The organism is Bdellovibrio bacteriovorus (genome assembly GCF_002208115.1).
Lineage (GTDB): Bacteria > Bdellovibrionota > Bdellovibrionia > Bdellovibrionales > Bdellovibrionaceae > Bdellovibrio > Bdellovibrio bacteriovorus_C.
Window position 1 is genome coordinate 1,626,342 of record NZ_CP020946.1, and the last position, 22,013, is coordinate 1,648,354.

General features: G+C 50.8%; 22 protein-coding genes. 14 read left to right on the top strand and 8 right to left on the bottom strand.

What is annotated here, in order from left to right; genetic code table 11:
- The first annotated feature begins 133 nt into the window (after positions 1-133).
- A complete protein-coding gene (locus B9G79_RS18155; protein ID WP_157678758.1) occupies positions 134-286 on the top strand; it encodes a hypothetical protein in 153 nt (50 codons plus the stop codon).
- A gap of 48 nt (positions 287-334) precedes the next feature.
- Here the strand turns inward: B9G79_RS18155 and B9G79_RS07740 are convergent, their stop codons facing one another.
- Positions 335-904 carry a class I SAM-dependent methyltransferase gene (locus B9G79_RS07740; protein WP_088565004.1) on the bottom strand — a complete coding sequence of 190 codons (570 nt, stop codon included), beginning with the start codon at positions 902-904 and terminating at the stop codon, positions 335-337.
- Between the two features lie 63 nt (positions 905-967).
- Here B9G79_RS07740 and B9G79_RS07745 point away from each other — a divergent pair, with 63 nt between their 5' ends.
- On the top strand, positions 968-1,573 hold the full coding sequence (locus B9G79_RS07745; protein WP_088565005.1) for an HAD family hydrolase: 606 nt from the start codon (positions 968-970) through the stop codon (positions 1,571-1,573).
- Here B9G79_RS07745 and B9G79_RS07750 read toward each other — a convergent pair.
- Positions 1,570-2,670, bottom strand: coding sequence for a DUF3943 domain-containing protein (locus B9G79_RS07750; RefSeq protein WP_088565006.1), 1,101 nt, complete (start codon positions 2,668-2,670; stop codon positions 1,570-1,572). The two genes, B9G79_RS07745 and B9G79_RS07750, sit on opposite strands and share 4 nt — an antisense overlap.
- Positions 2,671-2,747: 77 nt before the next feature.
- On the opposite strand from B9G79_RS07750, the gene mbhE reads away from it, so the two are divergent.
- From mbhE to B9G79_RS07785, 7 genes are read left to right on the top strand one after another with little or no spacing between them, the layout of a single operon-like run.
- Positions 2,748-5,465, top strand: coding sequence for a hydrogen gas-evolving membrane-bound hydrogenase subunit E (mbhE, locus tag B9G79_RS07755; protein WP_232469267.1), 2,718 nt, complete (start codon positions 2,748-2,750; stop codon positions 5,463-5,465).
- A complete protein-coding gene (locus B9G79_RS07760; protein WP_088565007.1) occupies positions 5,462-5,758 on the top strand; it encodes a sodium:proton antiporter in 297 nt (98 codons plus the stop codon). Before mbhE ends, B9G79_RS07760 begins: the two co-directional genes overlap by 4 nt.
- Positions 5,759-5,760: 2 nt before the next feature.
- Positions 5,761-7,215, top strand: coding sequence for a complex I subunit 5 family protein (locus tag B9G79_RS07765; protein WP_232469268.1), 1,455 nt, complete (start codon positions 5,761-5,763; stop codon positions 7,213-7,215).
- Positions 7,212-7,550, top strand: a complete 339-nt coding sequence (locus tag B9G79_RS07770) for a Na+/H+ antiporter subunit E (protein WP_088565009.1) — start codon at positions 7,212-7,214, stop codon at positions 7,548-7,550. The genes B9G79_RS07765 and B9G79_RS07770 overlap by 4 nt, the downstream gene beginning before the upstream one ends.
- Positions 7,547-7,804, top strand: coding sequence for a monovalent cation/H+ antiporter complex subunit F (locus tag B9G79_RS07775; protein WP_088565010.1), 258 nt, complete (start codon positions 7,547-7,549; stop codon positions 7,802-7,804). Before B9G79_RS07770 ends, B9G79_RS07775 begins: the two co-directional genes overlap by 4 nt.
- On the top strand, positions 7,801-8,136 hold the full coding sequence (locus tag B9G79_RS07780) for a cation:proton antiporter (protein ID WP_088565011.1): 336 nt from the start codon (positions 7,801-7,803) through the stop codon (positions 8,134-8,136). The genes B9G79_RS07775 and B9G79_RS07780 overlap by 4 nt, the downstream gene beginning before the upstream one ends.
- A gap of 50 nt (positions 8,137-8,186) precedes the next feature.
- A complete protein-coding gene (locus B9G79_RS07785; protein WP_088565012.1) occupies positions 8,187-9,860 on the top strand; it encodes a glycoside hydrolase family 13 protein in 1,674 nt (557 codons plus the stop codon).
- Here B9G79_RS07785 and B9G79_RS07790 read toward each other — a convergent pair.
- Positions 9,857-10,420, bottom strand: coding sequence for a HutD family protein (locus B9G79_RS07790; RefSeq protein ID WP_088565013.1), 564 nt, complete (start codon positions 10,418-10,420; stop codon positions 9,857-9,859). The genes B9G79_RS07785 and B9G79_RS07790 overlap by 4 nt on opposite strands.
- 298 nt (positions 10,421-10,718) lie before the next feature.
- Between B9G79_RS07790 and B9G79_RS07795 the strand changes: the two genes are divergently transcribed.
- Positions 10,719-11,042 carry a KH domain-containing protein gene (locus B9G79_RS07795; protein WP_088565014.1) on the top strand — a complete coding sequence of 108 codons (324 nt, stop codon included), beginning with the start codon at positions 10,719-10,721 and terminating at the stop codon, positions 11,040-11,042.
- On the opposite strand, the gene B9G79_RS07800 is transcribed toward B9G79_RS07795, so the two are convergent.
- Genes B9G79_RS07800 through B9G79_RS07815 form a run of 4 tightly spaced genes read right to left on the bottom strand, consistent with a single transcriptional unit; the run spans position 11,039 to position 13,325 of the window.
- Entirely contained in the window at positions 11,039-11,446 is a 408-nt protein-coding gene (locus B9G79_RS07800; RefSeq protein ID WP_088565015.1) for a FixH family protein, read from the bottom strand. The genes B9G79_RS07795 and B9G79_RS07800 overlap by 4 nt on opposite strands.
- Positions 11,447-11,454: 8 nt before the next feature.
- Positions 11,455-12,348 carry a serine protease spb1 gene (locus tag B9G79_RS07805; RefSeq protein ID WP_088565016.1) on the bottom strand — a complete coding sequence of 298 codons (894 nt, stop codon included), beginning with the start codon at positions 12,346-12,348 and terminating at the stop codon, positions 11,455-11,457.
- Positions 12,349-12,771 (bottom strand): FixH family protein, encoded by a 423-nt coding sequence (locus tag B9G79_RS07810; RefSeq protein ID WP_088565017.1) that lies wholly within the window; start codon positions 12,769-12,771, stop codon positions 12,349-12,351.
- Entirely contained in the window at positions 12,768-13,325 is a 558-nt protein-coding gene (locus B9G79_RS07815; protein WP_088565018.1) for a thioredoxin-like domain-containing protein, read from the bottom strand. The genes B9G79_RS07810 and B9G79_RS07815 overlap by 4 nt, the downstream gene beginning before the upstream one ends.
- Positions 13,326-13,442: 117 nt before the next feature.
- Between B9G79_RS07815 and B9G79_RS07820 the strand changes: the two genes are divergently transcribed.
- The 4 genes from B9G79_RS07820 (at position 13,443) to B9G79_RS07835 (ending at position 20,582) form a co-directional block, all read left to right on the top strand.
- Positions 13,443-15,533, top strand: a complete 2,091-nt coding sequence (locus B9G79_RS07820; RefSeq protein ID WP_088565019.1) for a site-specific recombinase — start codon at positions 13,443-13,445, stop codon at positions 15,531-15,533.
- Complete coding sequence (locus B9G79_RS07825) at positions 15,533-16,258, top strand: dolichyl-phosphate beta-glucosyltransferase (RefSeq protein ID WP_088565020.1); 726 nt, start codon at positions 15,533-15,535, stop codon at positions 16,256-16,258. The genes B9G79_RS07820 and B9G79_RS07825 overlap by 1 nt, the downstream gene beginning before the upstream one ends.
- A 334-nt stretch (positions 16,259-16,592) precedes the next feature.
- A complete protein-coding gene (locus tag B9G79_RS07830; protein ID WP_232469269.1) occupies positions 16,593-18,215 on the top strand; it encodes a S8 family serine peptidase in 1,623 nt (540 codons plus the stop codon).
- 147 nt (positions 18,216-18,362) lie between these two features.
- Entirely contained in the window at positions 18,363-20,582 is a 2,220-nt protein-coding gene (locus B9G79_RS07835; protein ID WP_088565022.1) for a cation:proton antiporter domain-containing protein, read from the top strand.
- Here the strand turns inward: B9G79_RS07835 and B9G79_RS07840 are convergent.
- The gene (locus tag B9G79_RS07840) at positions 20,579-21,982 is read right to left on the bottom strand and encodes an aldehyde dehydrogenase family protein (RefSeq protein ID WP_088565023.1); all 1,404 of its coding nucleotides are present in this window, start codon (positions 21,980-21,982) and stop codon (positions 20,579-20,581) included. The genes B9G79_RS07835 and B9G79_RS07840 overlap by 4 nt on opposite strands.
- Positions 21,983-22,013 lie beyond the last annotated feature (31 nt).

Genomic DNA, 22,013 nt, shown 5'->3' on the forward strand with positions numbered 1-22,013 from the left:
TCAAGATGATACACACTCAAGGCGAGTGACGGCGAGCAAGTCATACAGACGTTTTTTTAAATCTCAGAAATAAAGACGCAATTTAGAGACATCCTTGTGTTGGCGTTTACACTCAGACGAAAAGGAGGTCGCTATGAAAGGCACCAAAAGCTCAAGCCGCTCTGGCAAACAAAGCCGTTCGTCCACATCTTCGGGTAAAAGCTCCGGCCGCTCTGGTAAGCAGACAGGTCGCAGCTCTTCCAGTTCATCACGCTCCCGTGACGAGAGTGAACAGGACGACGAATAGTCTGTGAAATAATCTGGCATCATGCCAGAAGGGAACCCGGGGATGCTCTCACCGGGTTCGAAACTCCCACATCTGAAGCTGGGCTTTCAAATCTGCACCGTAACTGGTTTCGGTGCGTTCCAAATCAAGCCCTGCCTGGGTGGCCGCGAGGGTGATTGCTTCTTCGCTGTGAATGTGATTGGCGGGTGGTGCAGACTCGGTGTGGACTTCGGATAAATATAAAATGCCGTTATTTACAAGCACCGCCGCCGCTTGTCTGAACAAGTGGGGAAGATCCTTGACAGGTTCGGCTACCAGACTTGTGACAACTGCAGAAAACTGATGCGGGCTGAAATCCTGAAAAGTCAAAAAGTCCCCGTGAATCATTTCCACATTGTGAGATTCGATAAAGTCCCGGGCTTTGGATATTAAATCCAAAGAAGCCTCGATGCAGGTGACTGTGTTACCAGCATCCACGAGGCTTTCCGCCAGATGGCCATGCCCCCATCCTACCAGAAGAACGGTTTGGTTTTGCAGATTTTGCCAGAAGGCGGGAAATGCCGTGGCATCCGCCTCAAGCAGGACCTGTTGCGGGCTTTTTGGAGCTTCAGAATAAGGGGACTCATGTGTGGGTTCCACGTCATCTAGTCTGGAAGGACACGTGAGGTTCCGTCAACGGCCAATCTGTGATATCGTCAATGTATGTCGGCACAAGCAATCTTTTTGGATATTGGTGGAATTATTCTGGAAATCAACTGGCGTAGGACAGTGGAGGCTTTGGGGATTTTTGATCGAGCAAAACAGGATCAGATATGGTCGGTGTTAGGAAGTGCAAAAATTCACTTTGAGCTGGAGCGGGGAAACGCAACTCCGGACGAATTCTTTTCCTTTGTTCGAAGTGAATTAAGGCTTTCTGCCGAGACCCCGTTGGAATTCGCCTGGAATAAATTGATTCTGGGAACTTTGCCGAATGTGGAGCAGATTTTTGATCGTTATGCTGGAAAGGTTCCGTTGTATGCCCTGTCTAATACCAATCTTCCGCACTATGATTATTTTATGAATCAGTTTCCGGTCATGAAACGATTTGATCGGATTATGACCAGTTTCGAGCTGGGGCATCGAAAACCGGATGCCGAAATTTATCTGTCCGCCGCTGCCCAGGTGGGATTGCCACCGTCGTCCATCGTCTTCATCGACGACAGCCCCGCCAACGTGGACGCTGCGGAAAAGCTGGGATTCAGATCATTTCATTCGGTGAATTCCGTGCCTGCCACCCTGGAAATCCTTCAGCGGCAGTTTTCGCTTTAGAATTTAAACTGCAATTCAAAGCCCCAGACCGGAGCGCGCTCGACAGAAGGGTGGCCGCCGACACCGGTATGACGACGCACAACCCAGCGTGCACTGGCACTTTTAATGACCTTGCTGCCAAAGAGTTTGTTCATCTGATCACTGAACGCGCCCATAGGGTTCATCAGAACAATCAGCACGGAGCCGAGCTTTTTTGAACCCCAGACTTTCCCGCCATTTTTCTGAATCTTCAGTTCCGCGCGATAGAACAGCTCACCCATAATTGATCCGATGATGGGGGTGATGAACAAGTCCTGAATAGAGGGCTTTTCAGCGAAGGCTTCAACTCCGTATTCCCAGAAGAATGTGGACATCAAAACAGAATAGCCGAAAGAACCCATCGGTCCTACGCCAGCGTGACGGGCCACCTGGTAATAAATGGCACCCGAATAAGGGTGACCGATGTAGTTGATCGCCCAGTCGTCTTTGTCCACCACCGGGCCGTCCTTGACATTGTCCTGCCAGTTCTTGCCAAGGTTTTTCATTTTTTCTTTGTCCCAGTTGGTTACGCTTTCAGGCATCATGTATAACAAGCCTGCCACACCCACGGCACCCAGGGCCACGTTGCGGGTGCTGGTGTAAAGGTTGGATTGGTCCGAGGTCAGTCCGCTGATATCCACCTCGCGCTGCCATTCAATTTCATTGGACTCGCGCAGCACCATCACGCTGGCAATGGGTTTCGTGTTGTCCTGCACACAAAGTCCACGCACGTCGTTGACGGCTTTCATGTTTCTGTTACCGGTCAACTGGTCCTGAATCTTTTGGCAGGCCTCCTGATCCCGAGTGTCCACCATAATCAGCTGCCCTTTGATCAGCCGCTGTTTGCGATGCTCTTCGGCGCGCATTTCCTGACTGATTCGTTCGATATCGGCTTTGGTAAAATACTTTCGATAAGGGTTTTCTATGAGTTCTGCCACAGGATCTTTGGCCGCAGGAACGGACTGATAAAACGGCTCGGGTGTTAAAATACTGGCAGGGTTACGAAAATTGCTGGCGGCAGCTCCTTGCAATTGCAAAAGAGCCAGCCCAAATGCCATATATCGCATTAGAGAGATCATAGAACCTCACTTCCAGAGACACAAAGTACGAGAATTCAGTAAAGCAAATGCAGGGCCACGAAGTCCCTTGGGGACCTATGAAAATGCCTTTGATTTTATCCCGAAAAGCCCCTTCAAAGTTGTCGAAATCCATCCTGTTGGGAACACTTGAGGAGATAAACAAAAAAGAGGTGCAGATGCTGATGTACTGGGTGATTTTGTTTTTCCTTTTGGCGCTGATGGCCCCGTTGTGTTTACGGCTGCCTTCCGCAGTATGGCGTGTGCTTTTTTTGCTGCCTTATCTTGGTGCCTTTGGGGAAAGCTTAAAACCCTTTATTGAACAATCCTGGCCTTTTCCCCGCGACGGTCTGTCCGAGTTCTTCGCCTGCATTGTCAGTGGTATTGGTGCTTGCGTCAGCGTGTATGCTGGCACCTACTTTAAGACCGTGGAAAGGCGCAGATTTTTTCCGCTGTTTTTTGCCTTCACCGGGAGCATGCTGGGGGTTCTTTGGGCTGACAATATTTTTGTGTTCTATGGCTTTTGGGAGGCCACGGGCCTTTGTTCGTTTTTGCTGATCGGATTTAAATTCACTGATCCTGATGTGCGCAAAGGTGCCAAACAGGCGCTGGTTCTTAATATTGCCGGGGGCTTGTGTCTGCTGCTGGCACTGTTGATGTTGTCACAAGCTTCGGGCAGCAACTCGCTGCTGGAAATTCTGTACGGGCACACGGAATATCAGCACAGCCAACTGACGATGCTGATGATTATGATTGCTGCGATGATCAAGTCGGCACAATTTCCATTTCATTTCTGGCTGCCAGGAGCCATGGTGGCCCCGACGCCGGCCAGTTGTTATTTGCATTCGGCCACGATGGTTAAGCTGGGGGTGTTCCTGCTGGCAAGGTTCAGCCCGTTGTTTGATAAGAATCTGGATTGGCTGATGACGCTGGGGCTTGTCGGCGCGGCCACTCTGATCTGGGGCATGATTGTTTCACTGACCAAGACGGATCTGAAGCAGTTGTTTGCATGGACCACGGTCAGCTCTCTGGGTGGGATGTGCATGCTGGTCGGATTGCACGAAGCTTATTCATGGAAGGCTTTTTTTTCCTACATTCTGGCGCACTCTTTTTACAAGGCCAGTCTGTTCATGTGTGTGGGAAACATCGACAAACAAATGGGCGGGCGCAGTCTGGATCATGTCTCGGGTCTTTATCGTCGGATGCCTTTGACGTCGCTGGCTCTGTTGATGGCTTTGGGGTCGATGATGGGGCTTCCCTTCAGCATGGGCTTTTTAAGCAAAGAGTATCTTTTTAAGTCCGCTCTGGCTTTGAAGTTCCCGGGATCATTTTTGGTCCTGGCCTTGCTGGGGGCCAGTATCATGTCCATCGTGGTCGGGTATCGTTTGATCGTGGTGATCTTTGCCCAGCAGGAGGACCGGCAAGTCCTGCATGAAGTGCAGGCGAGTATGTGGGGGCCTCCTTTGTTGCTGGCTTCTGGCGGCTGGTTGGCGGGCTTTTTCTTAAACGACATCAATAAATATTTCCTGAATCCGGTTGTGTCGGCCATCGTGTTGCGCGATGTGGAATTGAATCTTGAAATGTGGACCGGAGTGAATCTGGCGCTGATTCTTAGTTTGATTTCCATGGGCCTCGGGACTGTGCTTGCCGCCCGGTACGCCGGCGTCGTCACCAAGGCGGCCGTGTGGATGAAGGGTTTATACAAGCCTTCACCGCGAGTCGGCCATATGGGAACGCTGGCCAAAAAAGTCATGGACCGCCTGCAAAGTGGGCGTTTGAGTTTTTATATTCTGTGGATGCTGCTGGTGCCTTGTCTGGTGCTGCCGTGGTTTTTACCGCTTCGGGACTATGCGCCTTCCTTGAGGACCGACGAGCTGATTCTTTTTCAGGTCATTCCCTTTGCGCTGGTGGTGCTGGGACTGCTTCCGCTGATTTTTAGTCTAAAGCCTCTTTTGAAAGTGGTTGGGGTGGGGGTCGTTGGTATCGGTATCAGTCTGTTTTACCTCAGTGTCGGTGCCACCGATCTGGCTATGACTCAGATGGCGGTGGAAACTCTTTCAGTCGTGGTATTGACTTTGTCGCTGGTGTTCTTAAGGCCGAATCCGTCGGGATTCAGCGTTTTGTATCGCACCGTGCGCGCGCTTGCAACGGCGGGTGCCTTTGTCGGCGCACTGCTTTTGTGTGGAGTCATGGCCGACGGAAAGCTTTCTTCGCGGGTCGCGGATTTCTATCGTGAAAACGCGCTGCCTTTGGGAAAAGGATCCAATGTTGTGAATGTGATTCTGGTGGATTTTCGCGCGCTGGATACCTTGGGTGAAATCACGGTTCTGGGAATTGTGGGCATGGGAATTCATTTTATGCTTTTGCGAAAGCGGCGCCTGAATTTGACTTTGCGGCCCTCTATCATTTTGTATACTTCCGCGCGGGTGATGGCTCCGTTGTTCACCGTGATTTCCTTGATCATTCTTTTGCGGGGTCACAACACCCCAGGGGGTGGTTTTATTGCGGGGCTGGTCCTGGCCATCTCTTTCACATTTTACGGACTGGTGTTTGGCGAAGATGGCGCGCGCAAGGTGCTGGTGATGAAGCCCTTAAGCTGGATCTGCACCGGACTGCTGCTGGCGTTCACGGCGGGGATGTTGCCGGTGTTCTGGGGTAAACCCTTTCTGACGGCATTGTGGTTGCCGGGGGGGCTGGCTTTCCTGGGCACGCCTCTGTTGTTTGATATGGGTGTTTATCTGCTGGTACTGGGAATGGGGACCAGCCTGTTTTTTGCCTTCCTGCGGAGGGACGTATGATTGACTTTCTCTCGCTCAGTATTGCGCTGCTTTTTTCCGCCGGTGTGTGGTTGATCCTGTCGCGCGACTGGCTGACTTTGATTCTGGGGATAAGCGTTCTGGGGCACGCGGTGAATCTGCTGATTTTAAAAAGCGGAGGATCCCAGGGCGCTGATCACCTAAGCCAGGCGCTGATTTTAACGGCCATCGTGATCGGTTTGGGAATGACGGCAGTGCTATTGGTACTGGCCAGTCAGGGACTTAAATATTCAAAATCCCGGGATGCGGATTTTCTGCCGGAGGATTCGGAATGATAATGGCCCCGTTGCTGATCAGCTTTGTAACGGCGTTGCTGACGTATATGTGCAGAAAGAATTCGCTATTGCTGCGAAGTGTGTCCCTGGCCGGCTCGGTGGGGGCATTAGGGGCCGCGGTGCAGTTGTTTTTGCGAGTGGAGGATGGGGGCATTCAAACCCTGCAACTGGGGAATTGGCTGGCGCCTTTTGGCATTTCATTTTCGGTGGGCTTGCTGGCGGCAGTCATGCTGGTGGGAAGCTCTGTGGTTGCTTTGTGCGGAAACCTTTCCATGCAGGCACTGCTGAACCGGCAATGGGAACTGCGGGGGTACTACAGCTTGTTCCATTTCATGATGATGGGTGTGTTTGGCGCCTTTTCCACCGGAGATTTATTCAACCTGTACGTGTGGTATGAGGTGATGCTGGCCTCGTCCTTTTTCCTGGTGGCGATGAGCCGCTATCGCACATCGGTGACCGGCGCCTATAAGTACGCTGTGTTGAGCATTCTTTCTTCAGTCGCTTTTTTGATTGGCATTGCATTTATTTACAATACGGCTGGCAGTCTGGATATCGTGGATCTGATTCAGTATCAGCGCAGCTACGGTCAGAATCTGGGGATGGTCGTGGGCCTTTGTTGTCTGGTCATGGCATTTTCTGTGAAGTCGGCGCTGTTTCCGTTTTTCTTCTGGATGCCAGCGGCGTATCCGGTGACGTTGACGGCAGTGGCCGGGGTATTTGCGGGTTTTCTGACCAAGGTGGGCGTTTATTCTCTATTGCGGATTTTGGTGCCCGTGTCGACTTTACCTGGCAGCGAAAGACTGTTGCCGCTTCTGTTTTCGTTGGCCTTGTTGTCGATGATTCTTGGCGTGCTGGGGGCGCTTTCCCGGGACAATATGAAGGGCATTCTGGCCTTTCACAGTACATCCCAGGTCGGATATATGGTGCTGGGATTGTCGCTGGGAACTTCGGCGGGCATAGCTGCCTGTGTGTTCTATATGATCCATCACATGCTGGTGAAAACGAATTTATTTTTTGCTGTGGCGGTTATGGAAAAAGCCAGCGGCACCAGCTTTGTTTCTGAATCCGGAGGCCTGTGGAAGGCTCGTCCGCTACTGGGGGCTGTCTTTGCATTTTCGGCGTTGTCGTTAATTGGTGTGCCTCCGCTGTCTGGTTTTTGGGGCAAGGTGCTGACCCTGCAGGCGGCGTTGGGTGAAGAGCGTTGGCTGGCTGTGGGGATGGCGTTGGCAGTCAGTCTGTTGACTTTGATGTCGATGCTTAAAATCTGGAACGGAGTGTTTTGGAAGCCTGCGGTGTCTTCGTTGCCTGAAAACGACCGGCAAGGCCGGGGGCGCTGGATGATGGTGCCACTGTTGGTGATGAGTTTATTGATCCTGAGTGTGGGGCTTGGTTTTCAGCCTTTGATGAATCTGACGGAAAGGGTGGCGCAGGAACTGATGGAAGGAGGTCTGCGATGATGCGGGTTGTGTGGGTGGTGGAAGTGCTGCTGAAGTTTGCCTGGGATTTTTGTGTTGCCGTTTTACAAGTGGTGTCCTGGGTGTTTCGTCCCAACCGGTTTATGAAGCCTGTTATTGTGCGTCTGCCGTTGGATATTAAAAGTAAATGGGGGATCTGGTGGCTGTCGCTGATCATATTCCTGATTCCCGGTTCTATGGTGATTCGGGTGCGTCAGGATCTGGGGCTTTTGTATGTGCATCTGTTGCATACCGATGATGCCGATAAGGATATGGAAGTTTTAAAATCCCGTTTTGAATACAAACTGCGTTTGATACTGGGGGAGGTGAAGTCATGATTTATTTGATGATCACAGCACTGGTGGTGTCGTCGGGGCTTGCCATGTATCGCTGTATTAAAGGGCCGGACTGGATGGACCGGGTGATGACCTTTGATCTATTGAACAATATCTCCATCGCTTCGGCGGTCTTGTATGCCGTTTTTAGCAACAGCGAAGAAGCGGTGTCTTTGATTCTGGTGCTGGCGCCGCTGTCATTTCTTTCAAACACGTTCTTCGTGTTTTTACTGGAGCGTAAAAAGGACATCTTATGACGATCATCGTGCAGGGGCTGTTATTATTGGGATGCCTTTTGATTTTACTGGCCTCGGTCGGAGGAGTGAAGTTTCCCGACACGCTGACACGAATGGCGGCGGTTTCCAAATCGTCAACACTGGGGGTGGTTCTTTTGTGTGCGGCCGCAGCCCTGCATTTTGGTGATGCCTATATGGGGGGATTGCTGGGATTAGCGGCTTTGGTGCTGTTCCTGGGCATTCCGGTATCTTCGTATTTGATGGGGCGTGTGCGGGTGCGCCATGCCCGGGTTATCCCGCTGCAACTGAAAAGAAATGATTTGCAGTCCGATGAGCCCTCAGTCTTTTCTTGACGGGTCCTTTTTTAGAACTTTACATTCGAGACTTACAAGGGGTCTTAGTCGTGTCCGAAGTTCAAAAGAATTGGTGGAAAGAAGCGGTCGTTTATCAGGTTTATCCTCGCAGCTTTAAGGATTCCAATGGCGACGGCATGGGGGACCTGCAGGGTTTGATTTCCAAATTGGATTACCTGAAAGATCTGGGCATTGATGTGATCTGGATTTGTCCTATGTACAAATCCCCGCAGGACGATAACGGCTACGACATCAGTGATTATCAGGATATTCACCATGAATTCGGCACCATGAAGGATTTTGATCAGCTTTTGCAGCAGGTTCACGCCCGGGGTATGAAGCTGATCATTGATCTGGTGGTGAATCACACCAGTGACGAACATCCTTGGTTTATCGAGTCCCGCAGTTCTAAAAACAATCCCAAGCGGGACTGGTACATCTGGCGCGACGGAAAAAACGGCAAAGAGCCCAACAACTGGGAAAGTATTTTCAGCGGGTCGGCCTGGAAGTTTGATGAGCTGACCCAGCAGTATTTCATGCATATTTTCTCAAGCAAGCAGCCGGATCTGAACTGGGAAAATCTGGACATGCGTAAAGCTGTGTATGACATGATCAACTGGTGGCTGGATAAGGGCATTGATGGTTTCCGCGTCGATGCCATCAGCCACGCCCGCAAAGAGCCGGGCCTTGCCGATATGCCCAATCCGAACAATCTTGAGTACGTGCCGTCTTACGACAAACACATGAACGTGAACGGCATTCAGGAATACCTGAAAGACCTTTGCACCAACACCTTCAATAAGTATGACATCATGACGGTGGCGGAAGCCAACGGTGTGTCGGCTGAAAACGCGGAAGAGTGGGTGGGCACTGCCCAGAAGAAGTTCAACATGATTATCCAGTTTGAACACGTGGGTCTGTGGGATGCAAATCCCGAGCGCCGTGTGGATCTGGCAAAGCTGAAGTCAGTTCTGGGCCGTTGGCAAAAGGGTCTTGAGGGGCGTGGTTGGAATGCTTTGTTCGTGGAAAACCACGATGTCCCCCGCATCACTTCCAAATGGGGTGATATTCAGAACTACTGGCGTGAAAGCACGACGTCGATTGCAACCATGTACTTCATGATGCAGGGAACGCCGTTCATCTATCAGGGGCAGGAAATCGGGATGACCAACACGGTCTTTAGCGGGCCTGAGGACTTTAACGATGTGTCCGCGAAAAACATTTTCACAATTCGCCGCAGGCAAGGTGCGACAGATGCCGAGATCACGGCAGACCTTGCCAGTGCCTCTCGAGACAATGCCAGAACTCCCATGCAATGGGATGCTTCTGAGCAGGGTGGTTTCACCACAGGTCGTCCTTGGTTGAAGGTGAATCCGAATTATAAGACCATCAACGTCGCAGCTCAGGAGCAGGATCCAAATTCAGTTCTGAATTTTTATCGCAATCTGATTCGACTCCGCAAAAATCATCCGGTATTCATCTATGGTGTCTATGACGAGGTTCTTGGCAAGCATGATCAGATCTATGCTTACACCCGCACTGACGAGAATGAGAAAATGCTCGTGATGGCCAACATGACTGGCAAGCCTGCGAAATTTGATCTGCCGGGAATCAGTCTGTCTTCGGCGAATCTTTTGATGGCGAATCAAACCGTGGCTGATCACAGTCAGATCACCGGTGGAGAGCTTCGCCCGTTTGAAAGTCGCATCTATAAAATAAACTAAATGGGGGAAAGCGAGATCTGATAGTATCCCAGGGTCTCGCTGGCCGTGTTTTGGATTTTGATCTGGGTTTCCCGGATGAGTTTAAAACAGTCTTGCACTTGCGCTGTTTGACCGTCCAGGCGCATCTTGCCTTGGACCACGAAGAAAAAGTGAATCTCTTCTTTCAGGGACATCACGGATTCGCTGACGGCGGGCAGGGTGTGAAACTGCATGCGTGCGCGGTGGGTCTTGGGATTGAAGATAAGTCCCAGGTCCCGGACGGGGGAGCCGATCAGCTGACAATCGGTGTGATCGTCCCCAGAAAACTCGCATACCTGCAGCGGCAGAAGCGGATTTTGATTCAACATCAGGCCATCGCCTTCGATCACACTAAGTAGACGATCATAACCTTCAAAGATTGAAAATGGATTCGACGCCGTCACTAAAGCAGAACTCAGGCGCCACGCATAGGGCTGACTGCTTTTGATTTCTGCCGGAGCCAGGTCAATTTGATCGGTGACACCAAGGCCGTTCTTCCAGGGCATGCGTTGATAAGTGGAGCTTTTCAGAAGTTGAATCATCACACTATTAGAAGAAACTTCCGACAGGATGTCCAAGAAATCTCACAATTGAAATTACACTGAATACCTGGCTCGGACAGTGCGAAATAAACTCGAGAATATTTTCGTGATCCATTCTATTTGACACTAAGTAACCCCGGAATTTTCGGTAAGTGCGAGTCTCTTTGAGAAATCTAAAAAAAGTGCCTAACTCTTGGTGGGGTTCTTACAGATTTTGAATTACATTTGCCAAATCCCCCTTTAGTTTGATTATTACAAAACCGAAATGTTTCTTGTTGATATAATTGGAGTGAAACAAATGTCTGGCCTAAAAGAGATCAAAGTCATTCGTAAAAGACCTGAGATCAGCCCTAACCAAGACCAAGATCGAGAGAGCGGTCGCAGCCTGCTTGAGACTTTGATCCGAGGATTGGTCGATTATCCTGACACGGTTTCTGTAACTTATATGGTGGGCGATAAGACGACTGTCTATAAGGTGGAGTGCGATCAGAAGTGCCTGGGGCAGGTGATCGGCTGCAAAGGCAAGAACATCAGCGGCATTCGTGCGGTTCTTTCGGCAACATTGGCCCGAAAAGGCATCCGGGCCATCGTGGAAATTCCATACTTTGTGGTTGAAGCCTAAGGCTTCACCACCACAGTCATTTCGCTCTTCTCATTATTGATCCAAACGCGGATCAGCCATTTACCCGGCATCACAAAGTAAGCTTCAGAAATCAGGAAAGTTCCGACTTCCTGCTTTTCGATTTTTACCGGTGATGTTCCATGGCCGTGGTGACCCATGTTCATCCACAAATCCACTTTCAATTGAGCCGGATCCACCAGGACAGGCACAGAAGCCGTGCTGGTCAGATCATATACTTTCAGGATAAACGGCGAATCTGTGTTTTGATTTGGCGCCTGTGCAAACTCAATAGTTGCACATAATTCGCTGTCATGGAAAGAAAGCGGGCAATCTGCGGATTGTTGAGCTGAAGCTGTTACAGATGCCAGCATCAGACCTGCAGCAAGCATGAAGTTCTTAAACATAAAATCTCCTAACGGGGCCACCGCTGTTGGTAGCTCAGATTAATGGTATTAGATAAACTTGAATTAACGGGATTGCCGATCAGACTTTGATCGGCGTAGCTGACGGTTACAGCCGATTCCAGATTGATCATGTAACTTCCGGCAACACTTAGCGTGAAGTTCTTTTGTGCGTGCCCCTCTGAAGTCGTTGAGCCGTTGATGGCAATAGCTTCTTCATACAGAAACGCCAAAGTGCTTCCCAAACGGAAGTCCCTGCGGTTCCAGCCAACGCCCAGGCTTTGTGTCGTGCCCCAGCCCGGACGGATGGTGGCTTCGCCGTTGTAGGCTTCACCGGAAGCGGTTCTTTCAAATGATCTGTGAAGTTCGGAACTGAAATTAAAATCCCACACTTTCCATGCTTTGATCAGCGCCAGTCCTGCGCCCAAAGAGTAAAAGCCGCGGCCCCGAATGTCCGATGCATTCAAAGCACTGTCATAAATGGACGGGCTTGTGGGCAGGGTCAATTGCAGGAACGTGACCCCGCGAGGTTTCCAGGCAGAATATGTCAGCTCAGGGAAGGTTTCATGCCCCAGGTACAGCGACACATCCCCAAGCCCTGAGTTGGTGTCAGAGGTGCGGCTGTTTTTGGAATGCACGGGCAGGGAAAAGCCACCCTGAAGGCTGTCGTTGATAAGTGCAGCCCCTTCCAGTTTTAGCATCTGCGCGCGGTTGTCATCTTTGCGGCGGATCCACTTGCCGCTGGCCAGAACATCGTCAGTGATTTCAGACTGACTGAGGGTTCCTGTGACCTGAGCCTTGTCGTCGCCCAGGATCAACGCTGGAAATGAAAAGCTGCCACCACAGCAACTGGCAGCCAATGCTGGAGAGCTTGCGAAAATCAAAGCCAGCGCCAGCAGTTTCATTTACGGTACCACCAAAGGCACATGCGCCTGATCCAGAGTCGCCTGGCTGTCTTTAAGCACGATGCGAATTTCCCAGTCACCGGGCATGATGAAGAACACGTTAAACACGCGGAATTTTCCGTCGCCCAAAGATTCAATTTTTACTGGAGAGGAGCCATGTCCCATGGAAGGCATCCACAGAATCACCGACAGATTCTCTGCCGGTATCGAAGCGTTGAAGCGAAGTTCGAATTCGGAAAAATCGGTGCTGGTGGGGGCTTGCTTCCAGAGCAGCTCAGCGCAGATGTTTTCTTTGTTGAACAGGATCGCACAGTTTGACTGTGGATCGTTTTGCTCGTTGTTCACCGCGGTTGCTTCTGGCAAATAATCAGGACGGGCGCAGGCGCAAAGGGTCAGTGCCAAAAACACAATCAGATATTTCATGCTTCATCCGCTCGTTGGATGTAACACCCCAAAGCGCGTCCTTCCTTGTGGCGGGAGGGTTTTCCGGCCTGCAGGTCTTCCAGAACTTCTTTTAGGAACTGCTTTTTAGCAGAAGGACCCACGTGACTGTCGGTCACGCCGCCGTGATAAATCATTTCGCCGGAAGGATTAAGGACAAAGGCATGAGGAGTTTTCAAGGCACCCAGCTTGTTTGCCCACTGGCTGCGCGCATCTTGTATCACCGGGAACAGCAGATGGGCTTCGCGGAAATGCTTTTGTGTTTCTTCAGCGGTTTCGTCCGAGTTGGAATGTATGCCCACGAATTGGAAGTCTTTGTATTTTTGGGCCAGCTCCTTTAGTAAAGCTTCGTGGCTGGCAGAGCAAGGGCACTTCGCGGATAGAAAGACGGCAATCGTGGCTTTGTGATTGGCGGTGGTAATGGTCTTGGGTTCACCATTCAGTACATCCGCTCCGGACAGGCTGGTGATTTTATCAGCTCCCATACAGATTTGAGAGATCATCAAAATAAGGGTGAAAATCAGACCGTTTCGCATGGCGAATTTTTAGCACGGACAGGGATGGGGAGAAATGCCACAAATGGTTGCGTTGTGCGTTGCGGCTTTGGGCAGAATCCCGCGTGCCTTTGAAATGGGATTCTGTAAACTTTCTATATGTTTACAAAGATCAAAGCCTTTAGAAACCGGTTCATTCAATACAAAAGAAGCAGCAAGGTTCACAGTGACCTGGATGTGCTTTTGGGTTCGGCCTCTGAACAGAAACAACTGGAAGATCAGCTCCAGTGGCTGGTTCGGCTGCTGCAGTGGGTTCGCTATGAAGGCGCTGTGGATGCGCACATAGAAAAGGAAACCGGCCGTCTGCCGGTGGCTCGTTTGCGTTACCTGTTGATGGTTTTGGAGCGCAATCCGCAGTGGAAAAAATCGGTCGCCGTGATTCTTAGAACCGTGGTTCACGAAGTCAGCGGTCTTGAATTGTACACAGAAACCGGTCTGCCCAGAGAATTAGGCCTGTGGAGTGAGCTTTCAGATCGTCTGATGATGAAGATGCTGCCAACCCCGCCGCTGGATCACGAACTGGGGTATTTGTTCTGGGCGCTGTTCCCGGAAAAAGAAGATCCATTGTGGGTGGCCTCTATTGATCCGGCGACGTTTGACCGCCTGGTTGAGTTGTTTAATTACGAAGTCGGTTCTGATGAAAAAGACTGGAACCGTTTCGGCATGGATCTGGAAGATGCTCTGGTTTATCTGGTGATTCAGGTGCGTGCGATCGGTCTGTCACCGGCCATCCGTTATCGCCTGGATAAACCGAACTTCCGCGATTCGGCGTTCTTTGCTCTGGTGCGCGGGCTTGAGGAGTTCATGAATGCCTATCACGCCGGGGATCGCAACCTGGCATTGGAAAAGGCTTCGCGCTTTCGCATGATCGTGTGGGAATGCCGCCGTGAAATGGCGCAGGTCCACAAGCATCTGGATGAATATGGTGTCAGTGTCAATCTGGTGTTCCAGATGGCGCGTCTGCGCACGTATTTGCAGCGTATTGACAGTCTTTTGGAAATCCTGCTGAACGAGCGCGTGGATTCAAAAAAAGTCACAAGCTTCCTTTCAAAACTTATTGAGGAAAATCAGGATCTGCGCAGTATCTCGTCGCTGTTTTCCCAGAACGTGTCTTTGCTGGCCCGCAAGGTGGTTGAACGAGCCGCCGAAACCGGCGAGCATTATATCACCCGCACCAAGGATGAATACCGACGCATGCTTCAGGCCGCGGGCGGTGGTGGGGCCCTGACGGCGATCACGGTCTATGTCAAGACTGGCATCCTGGCGCTGGGTCTTTCAAGCTTTATGGAAGGGGTCTTTGCCTCTTTCAACTATGCACTCAGCTTTGTGGCAATTCATTTGGCTGGATTCACCCTGGGCACCAAGCAGCCGGCCATGACGGCTCCGGCGCTGGCGGCAAAAATGCAGGATGTGGATACGGAAAAAGGGATGAATGATCTGGTGACAGACATCACCCATCTGATTCGCTCGCAAGTGGCGGCGATTGCCGGGAACGTCATGTTCGTGGTTCCGTGTGTGATCCTGATTGATGCCTTGTTCTTTATGCTCTTTGGCGGGCATCTGATGTCCCACGAAAAAGCGGTGTACGCATTTAAGTCTGTGGATATTTTTGGCCCGGCGCTGATCTTTGCGGCGTTTACCGGGGTTTTGTTGTGGTTGTCCAGTTTGACATCGGGTTGGGCGGACAACTGGTTTGCGCTGAATTCTTTGCGTAAAACCCTGGCGCGCAGCCCGACGCTGAAAGCAGTCTTTGGCAAGCGCGGAGCACGCAGCATTGCCGTGTTCTTTGAAAATAACATCTCGGGCCTGGTCGGGAATATTTCCCTGGGTTTTTTGCTGGGGATGACTCCGGAAATTATGAAATTCATTGGTCTGCATCTGGATGTGCGCCACGTGACTCTGTCGTCGGGCACGCTGGGCGGGGCTTTGCCAGTGCTGGGTGTGGAGTTTATGAAGTCCTGGGAATTCTGGCGTGCGGTGATCGGGATCTTCTTTATCGGTGCCCTGAACGTGCTGGTCAGCTTCGGCCTGGCATTGTGGGTGGCGATCAAAGCTCGCGGCATCAAGCCGCCACAGCGTAAAGCCATTCGCAAAGCGGTGATGAAAAGATTCTTCTCCAGCCCTTTGAGTTTCTTCCTGCCTGTGGGGGCGACAGTTCCCAAGTCCTCCAGCGGAAACCACGGCCACTGATGCAGAAAGTTTCGGTGGTCATTCCTGCATACAACGAAGAAGAGCGTCTGCCGGCAACCCTGCAGCGCCTGCGCGAGCTTTCTTCATCGGGATTGTTTCAGGCCGAAATCTGTGAGGTCGTGGTGGTTGATGACGGGTCCCGTGATCATACGCGGGAGGTTGTCGAAAAGCTTCGCAGCGAATGGCCGCCGCTTCGTCTTTGCAGTTTGCGTGAAAATAAAGGCAAAGGGGTCGCAGTTAAAAAAGGTCTGGTCGAATCCCACGGAGACTGGATCCTGGTGGCCGACGCGGATATGGCAACGCCCTGGGAGGAACTGAACAAGCTGCTGTCTTATTCCGACCGTGCGGATCTGATCATGGGGTCGCGCGCCCTGCCGGAAAGTCAGATTGAAGTTCGGCAGCACTGGGTTCGTCAGTCGATGGGAAAGATCTTTAATCGCATCATGCGCTTTTTTATCGGCCTTCCCTATAAAGACACGCAGTGCGGATTCAAGTTGGTGCGCAATGAAGAGGTGTTTCGCAGCAAAGTACTGCCGCTTCTTTCCGTTGAACGCTTCGCCTGGGATGTGGAGCTGATTTTATTCATGGAGAAATTTCGCCTGCGCGTGTGTGAAGTGCCGATTCGCTGGCAACATAAAGAGTCTTCGCGGGTGCGCCTTATCCACGACAGTGTTGAAATGCTTTTTGCTATTCGCCAGATGCGCCGACGTCTTAAAAAGGCCTGATGCCGAGGTATTCCGGCTGCTCAAAGACTGCTCATGAACAAAAAAATGACGACGCGAACGGTCATTTACTTTGATTTAATATTGTGCAGCTAATTCCAAATAAATGATGGTATCTATAAGAGAATCTAATAATAAAGGCCGCTCTGGTCCTAAAATCGAACTGGGGTGCCACTTTGGAACCCCCACCCTCATGACAGATTTTTTCACTTTTCTGGTGCCAAAAAAATATTTAGGTGGTTCCAAAAGAGTACTTGATAAATCTTTCAAGCTGAAATGAAGTGCCTCTCCATGAGGACTTCAATTGTTGGAGTCCATGGATATGGGGGGAATTTTAATGAAATTCAACGTGTTTGCACTCATCGTGTCAGTGCTTTTCGCGACATCAGCTCAAGCAGAGCGCGTTCTAGTGATCATGAAAGACCAACAGTCTTTCAATAAAGCTCACATGGCTTATAAGATGAAGGGGTCTTATGCGTCTAAGGGCTTGGACTTGGGAGTTCAATCTCAAGCTGTAGGTCAACTGGAAGACAGTCTTGCGAATTTGAATTCTTTGGTTGTTAATACTGACAACGACGCTCAAATCGAAAAATTGAAAGCAAATCCAGCAGTAGCTTACGTTGAGAAAGAAGTTTTCCACGATGCTCCAGCTCCGGTAAAAGGCTTCCTGGGTCAATCCCGTCAATCTTCTCAAGCTAAATTGGGTCAAAAAACTCCATGGGGTATCCATGCAGTAAAAGCGACTCAGGCTTGGAACAAATCCGGTCGTGGTGCTGGTGCTCGCGTGCTTGTGTTGGACACTGGTATCGACGAAGCTCACCCATCTTTGGCTGCTAACTTCGAAAAAGGTAAAGACTTCACTGGTGACAGCAACGGTTCTGACTTCTCTGATAAAGTAGGTCACGGTACTCACGTAGCTGGTACTATCGCTGGTGTTCTGGACAACACAGGTTTCACTGGTGTTGCTCCTAAAGCAAAAGTTCTTGCGGGCCGCGTGTGCTCTGAGCAAGGTTGCTCCAACGTAGCGATCGCTCAAGGTATCAACTGGGGTATCCAGGAAAAAGTTGACGTGATCTCCATGTCTTTGGGTGGCGCTTGGTCCACTCCTGCTGAAAGAACTGCAGTTGCTGCCGCTGATAAAGCTGGTATCACTGTTGTAGCGGCTTCCGGTAACAACGGTTCCAACCGCGTTTCTTACCCAGCGGCTTTGTCCACTGTTATCGCAGTAGGCGCAGTTGACGTGAACCTGCAAAAAGCAGACTTCTCTCAATACGGTCCAGAATTGGCTGTAGTTGCTCCGGGTGTTGCAGTTGTATCCTCCGTACCACAAGGTACTGGTCGTGAGTCTGCAGTAGCTGTTTCCAACGGTCAGAAAACTGTAAAAGTTGCTTCTTCCACTTTCCAAGGTGCGAAAGAAATCCTGACTCCAGAAACAAACGTACTTGTTCACGCAAACCTGGGTAAACCAGAAGACTTCGCTAAAGTTGACGTTAAAGGCAAATACGCTTTGATCTCCCGCGGTGAAATCACTTTCGGTGAAAAAGTTAAAAACGCGATCAAAGCGGGTGCAGCTGGTGTGGTTGTTTACAACAACGCTCCTGGCCTGATCCAAGGCGCTTTGACTGATGACGGTTCTGTTCTTCCAGTAGGCGTGTTCATGATCGAACAAACTGTTGGCCAAGAGCTGGTTCGCGTAATCAACTCTGGTAAAGTGGCAACTGCAACTTTGCACACTATGGCAACTGACTACGCTCCGTTCGACGGTACTTCCATGGCGACTCCTCACGTATCTGGTGTGGTTGCTTTGATGAAAGCTGCGAACAAAGCTTTGACTGGTGCTCAAGTAAAAGAAATCCTGAAGCGCACTGCGACTCCACTGACTCCAAACTCTGCTAACGAGTTGGGCGCTGGTATCGTGAACGCTGAAGCGGCTGTTCAAGCTGCGATCGACGCGAAGTAATTTTCGCTTCAAATTCAGATCTTTTAAAGACGGCTTTCCTTCGGGAAGGCCGTTTTTCTTTTTGTGCAGCGCTTCGGAAAAAGTTACCTGGTACTTTTTTGAAAAGGTAGCTGGTGCCTGCGGCTGAAGTGTGGGCATAATTTATCTATGCAGCATTTACCGGCGATGATTCACGACCTGGCCCTGATTCTTGGTACTGCGGGGCTTGTTACACTTCTATTTAAAAAACTCAATCAGCCCATAGTTCTTGGATATTTGGTCGCAGGTTTCCTGGTGGGGCCGAAAACTTCGATTTTCCCGACAGTGATCGGGGTGGCTAGCATCAACCTGTGGGCCGAGATCGGGGTTATCTTCCTTTTGTTCGCCCTGGGGTTGGAGTTCAGCTTTAAAAAGCTATTGCGTGTCGGGGGCTCGGCCAGCTTTACGGCATTGTTTGAAGTCTCATTGATGATCCTGTTCGGTTTCACCACGGGCCGTCTGCTGGGGTGGAGCACCATGGACAGTTTGTTCCTGGGGGGCATCCTTTCCATTTCTTCCACATCCATCATCATCCGCACGGTGGAAGAGCTGGGAATGAAGAACATGAAGTTCGTGGGGATGGTCTTTGGGGTTCTGGTGATTGAGGACCTTGTGGCCGTTCTTTTGATGGTTTTATTGACCACGGTGGCGTTGACCCGAGACTTTTCCGGATCTGAGATGCTGGGGGCGGTGCTGAAGCTGGCCTTCTTCCTGTCGATCTGGTTTGTGGCGGGGATTTTCCTTTTGCCAAGCTTCTTAAAGCGGGCGCAAAGACTGTTGTCCGAAGAAACCGTTTTGGTGGTGGCCGTGGGACTTTGCCTGATGATGGTGGTCTTTGCCAGCAACGTCGGGTTTTCCTCCGCTTTGGGGGCTTTCATCACGGGCTCGATTTTGGCTGAAACCATCGAAGGCGAGCGCATTCACCACTTGATTGCTCCGATCAAGAATCTGTTTTCGGCCGTGTTCTTTATCTCGGTCGGGATGCTGATCGACCCCCATGTTATTTCGATCTACTGGAAAGAAGTGCTGCTGCTTTCGGCGGTGGTCATTGTGGGAAAAACTTTAAGTGTCACTTTAGGGTCGGTGTTGTCAGGACAGACCTTCAAGTCTTCCTTGCAGTCGGGAATGAGTCTTGCGCAGATTGGGGAGTTTTCCTTTATTATCGCGACCTTGGGTTTAAGTCTTAAGGTTATCAGTGAAAAGATTTATCCGATTGCGGTGGCAGTGTCAGTGCTGACGGCGTTCACGACTCCGTATATGGCACGGTCGGCGGAAAAGACCTATGCTTGGCTTGAAAAGTTCCTGCCGCCTCGGTTTATCCAGTCCATCGACAGCTACAGTGTGATTTCATTTTCGATGTCCGGGAACCGCGAATGGCGTGAACAGGTTCGTGCCTATATCTTAAAGGTTCTCTTGAATGCCGTGGTGGTGGTGGCGGTGTTTTTGACCATGGCTCGTGTGTTCCTGCCTTTCCTTTTGGAACGTCAGATGGAAGAGGGCCCCGCCAAGTTTTTAACTTTAAGTGCCACTCTGGTGATGAGTGCCCCTTTCTTGTGGGCGCTGGCTTTCGGCCGCACCAAGCAGTTTGAAGCTCTTTTGGTCGAACAGGGGAAGGGCAGTCATAACTATGTTTTCCTGGTTTCCCGGATCATGCTGGCGGTGGGACTGCTGGGTGCGATGGTGGGGCAGTTTGTGCCGGTCATGTGGGCGGTGGCGATCACTTTATGGATGGTTGTGGTTGTGGGTTATGTGTTGTCCCAGAAACTGCAGGACATATATGGCTGGTTTGAAAGACGTTTCCTGACCAACTTGCACGACGATGTTCAGAAGGTGCACGCCCGCAAGAACAGCCGTTCCCTGGCTCCGTGGGATGCCCACATCACCGAATTTATGATTCCGCCGGAAGCTCCTTATGTGGGTGTGCCTTTGCATCAGCTTTCGATCCGGGAAAAGTACGGGGTCACAATTGCCCTGATCGAGCGCGGTCGTCGTCGTATTACCGCTCCGGGGCGGGTGGAATGTCTGATGCCTCACGATCATGTGTTTGTCATCGGGACGGACGAACAGTTGATCCTGTTTAAGGACTTTATCCAATCCGAAGTCCCGGAAGTGGCCTTGACCGAGCCTGAAGCAGAGTACAGCCTTGAGCAGTACCTGTTGACGGAAGGTTCGCCGTTCTTGAATAAAAGCATTCGGGACTGCGGCTTGCGTGAAATTACTCACGGCCTAGTGGTGGGAATTGAGCGTGAGGGCGGGCGTATTTTAAACCCGGACTCCAGCGAAACGCTGAAGCGCGGGGATTTGTTGTGGATTGTGGGCGATCGCGAAAAGATCCTGCAACTGACTTAAAGACGGAAGCGAATCAGACTCTTTAGCGCCTTCATTTTAAAAGGCGTATAAGGGGGATACATGATTCGCAAAAGCTTCCCGAAGAAGGACTGTTTTAAGACCGCCTTTTCATGGGAAAAGGCGCGGAAGCCATGTTTGCCATGATAGCTGCCCATTCCACTGTGATTCACGCCTCCAAAGGGCAGATGCGGGTTCACAAAGTGAATTACGGAATCATTAAAGACCAGGCCGCCTGAGCTTGTTTCCTGCTGAATTCTTTCCATGTTCATCTGACTGTGAGTATAGCAATAAAGCGCCAAAGGCTTTTGGCGTTCATTGATGAAATGAATCACTTCAGAGATCTCGTGGAAGGTCAGCACCGGTAAGATCGGACCAAAGATTTCTTCCTGCATGATCAGGGCATGGGGATCGACGTTTTCCAAAAGGGTCGGGGAGCAGAAATGCTCGCCGGGAGATGTTTCCCCGCCGAAGAAGACCTTGGCATTCTTGCTGACGGCATCATCCACCAGGTCTTTCAGGCGTTGGGTGTGGTTGATGGACACCATGCGCGCCAGATCCGGTGAGGTGTGGCGAAGGTCTGCGGATTTTCCATAGAAGTTTTCGATGGCCGCGATCAGGTGTTTCTTAAACGCCTGATGAATGCTTTCGTGCACGAAAAGATAATCCGGCGCCACGCAAGTTTGTCCGGCATTGATAAACTTGGCCCAGGCGATTTTTTGTGCGGCCTCAGAAAGATCGGCTGTGGCATCCACAATGGTCGGGGATTTTCCGCCCAACTCCAGAGTCACACTGGAAAGGTGCTTGGCTGCGGCTTCCATGACGATTTTTCCCACCCGCGTGCTGCCGGTGAAGAAGATATGATCGAAGGGAAGTTTCAGTAATTCCTGGGTGGTTTCGACTCCGCCCTCGGCAACAAAGACATGTTCTTCCGTCAGGGTTTCGGTCAGGATTTTTTTAATCACATAACTCGTATGACGGGTCAGTTCCGAGGGTTTCACAATTGCGCAGTTGCCTGCGGCGATGGCTGACACCAAGGGTAGCAGGCACAGTTGGAAAGGATAGTTCCAGGGTCCAATCAGCAGGCACACCCCTCGGGCTTCCGGCAGTATATAGCTGCGGCTTCCAAACAGTGTCAGGGGTGTTTTTACTTTCTGTGGTTTGCTCCAGCGGGAAAGGTTTTTGCGGATGAATTTGATTTCTTTTAAGACCGGATAGATTTCCGACAGCAGTGTTTCAGCTTCGGGTTTTTGGAAGTCTTTCTTCAGGGCCTCGATGATGTCCGGCGTGTGAGTCTCGATGGCTTTTTCCAGGGCCTTCAGTGCCTCGATGCGGGCTTGAAGGCCTTCGGAGCGAAGTTTTAAGGAGTACTGCTTTTGATGAAGAAAGATCCGTTCCAGCATGCCCTTTATGTTAGATCACTGTCTGTAAAGG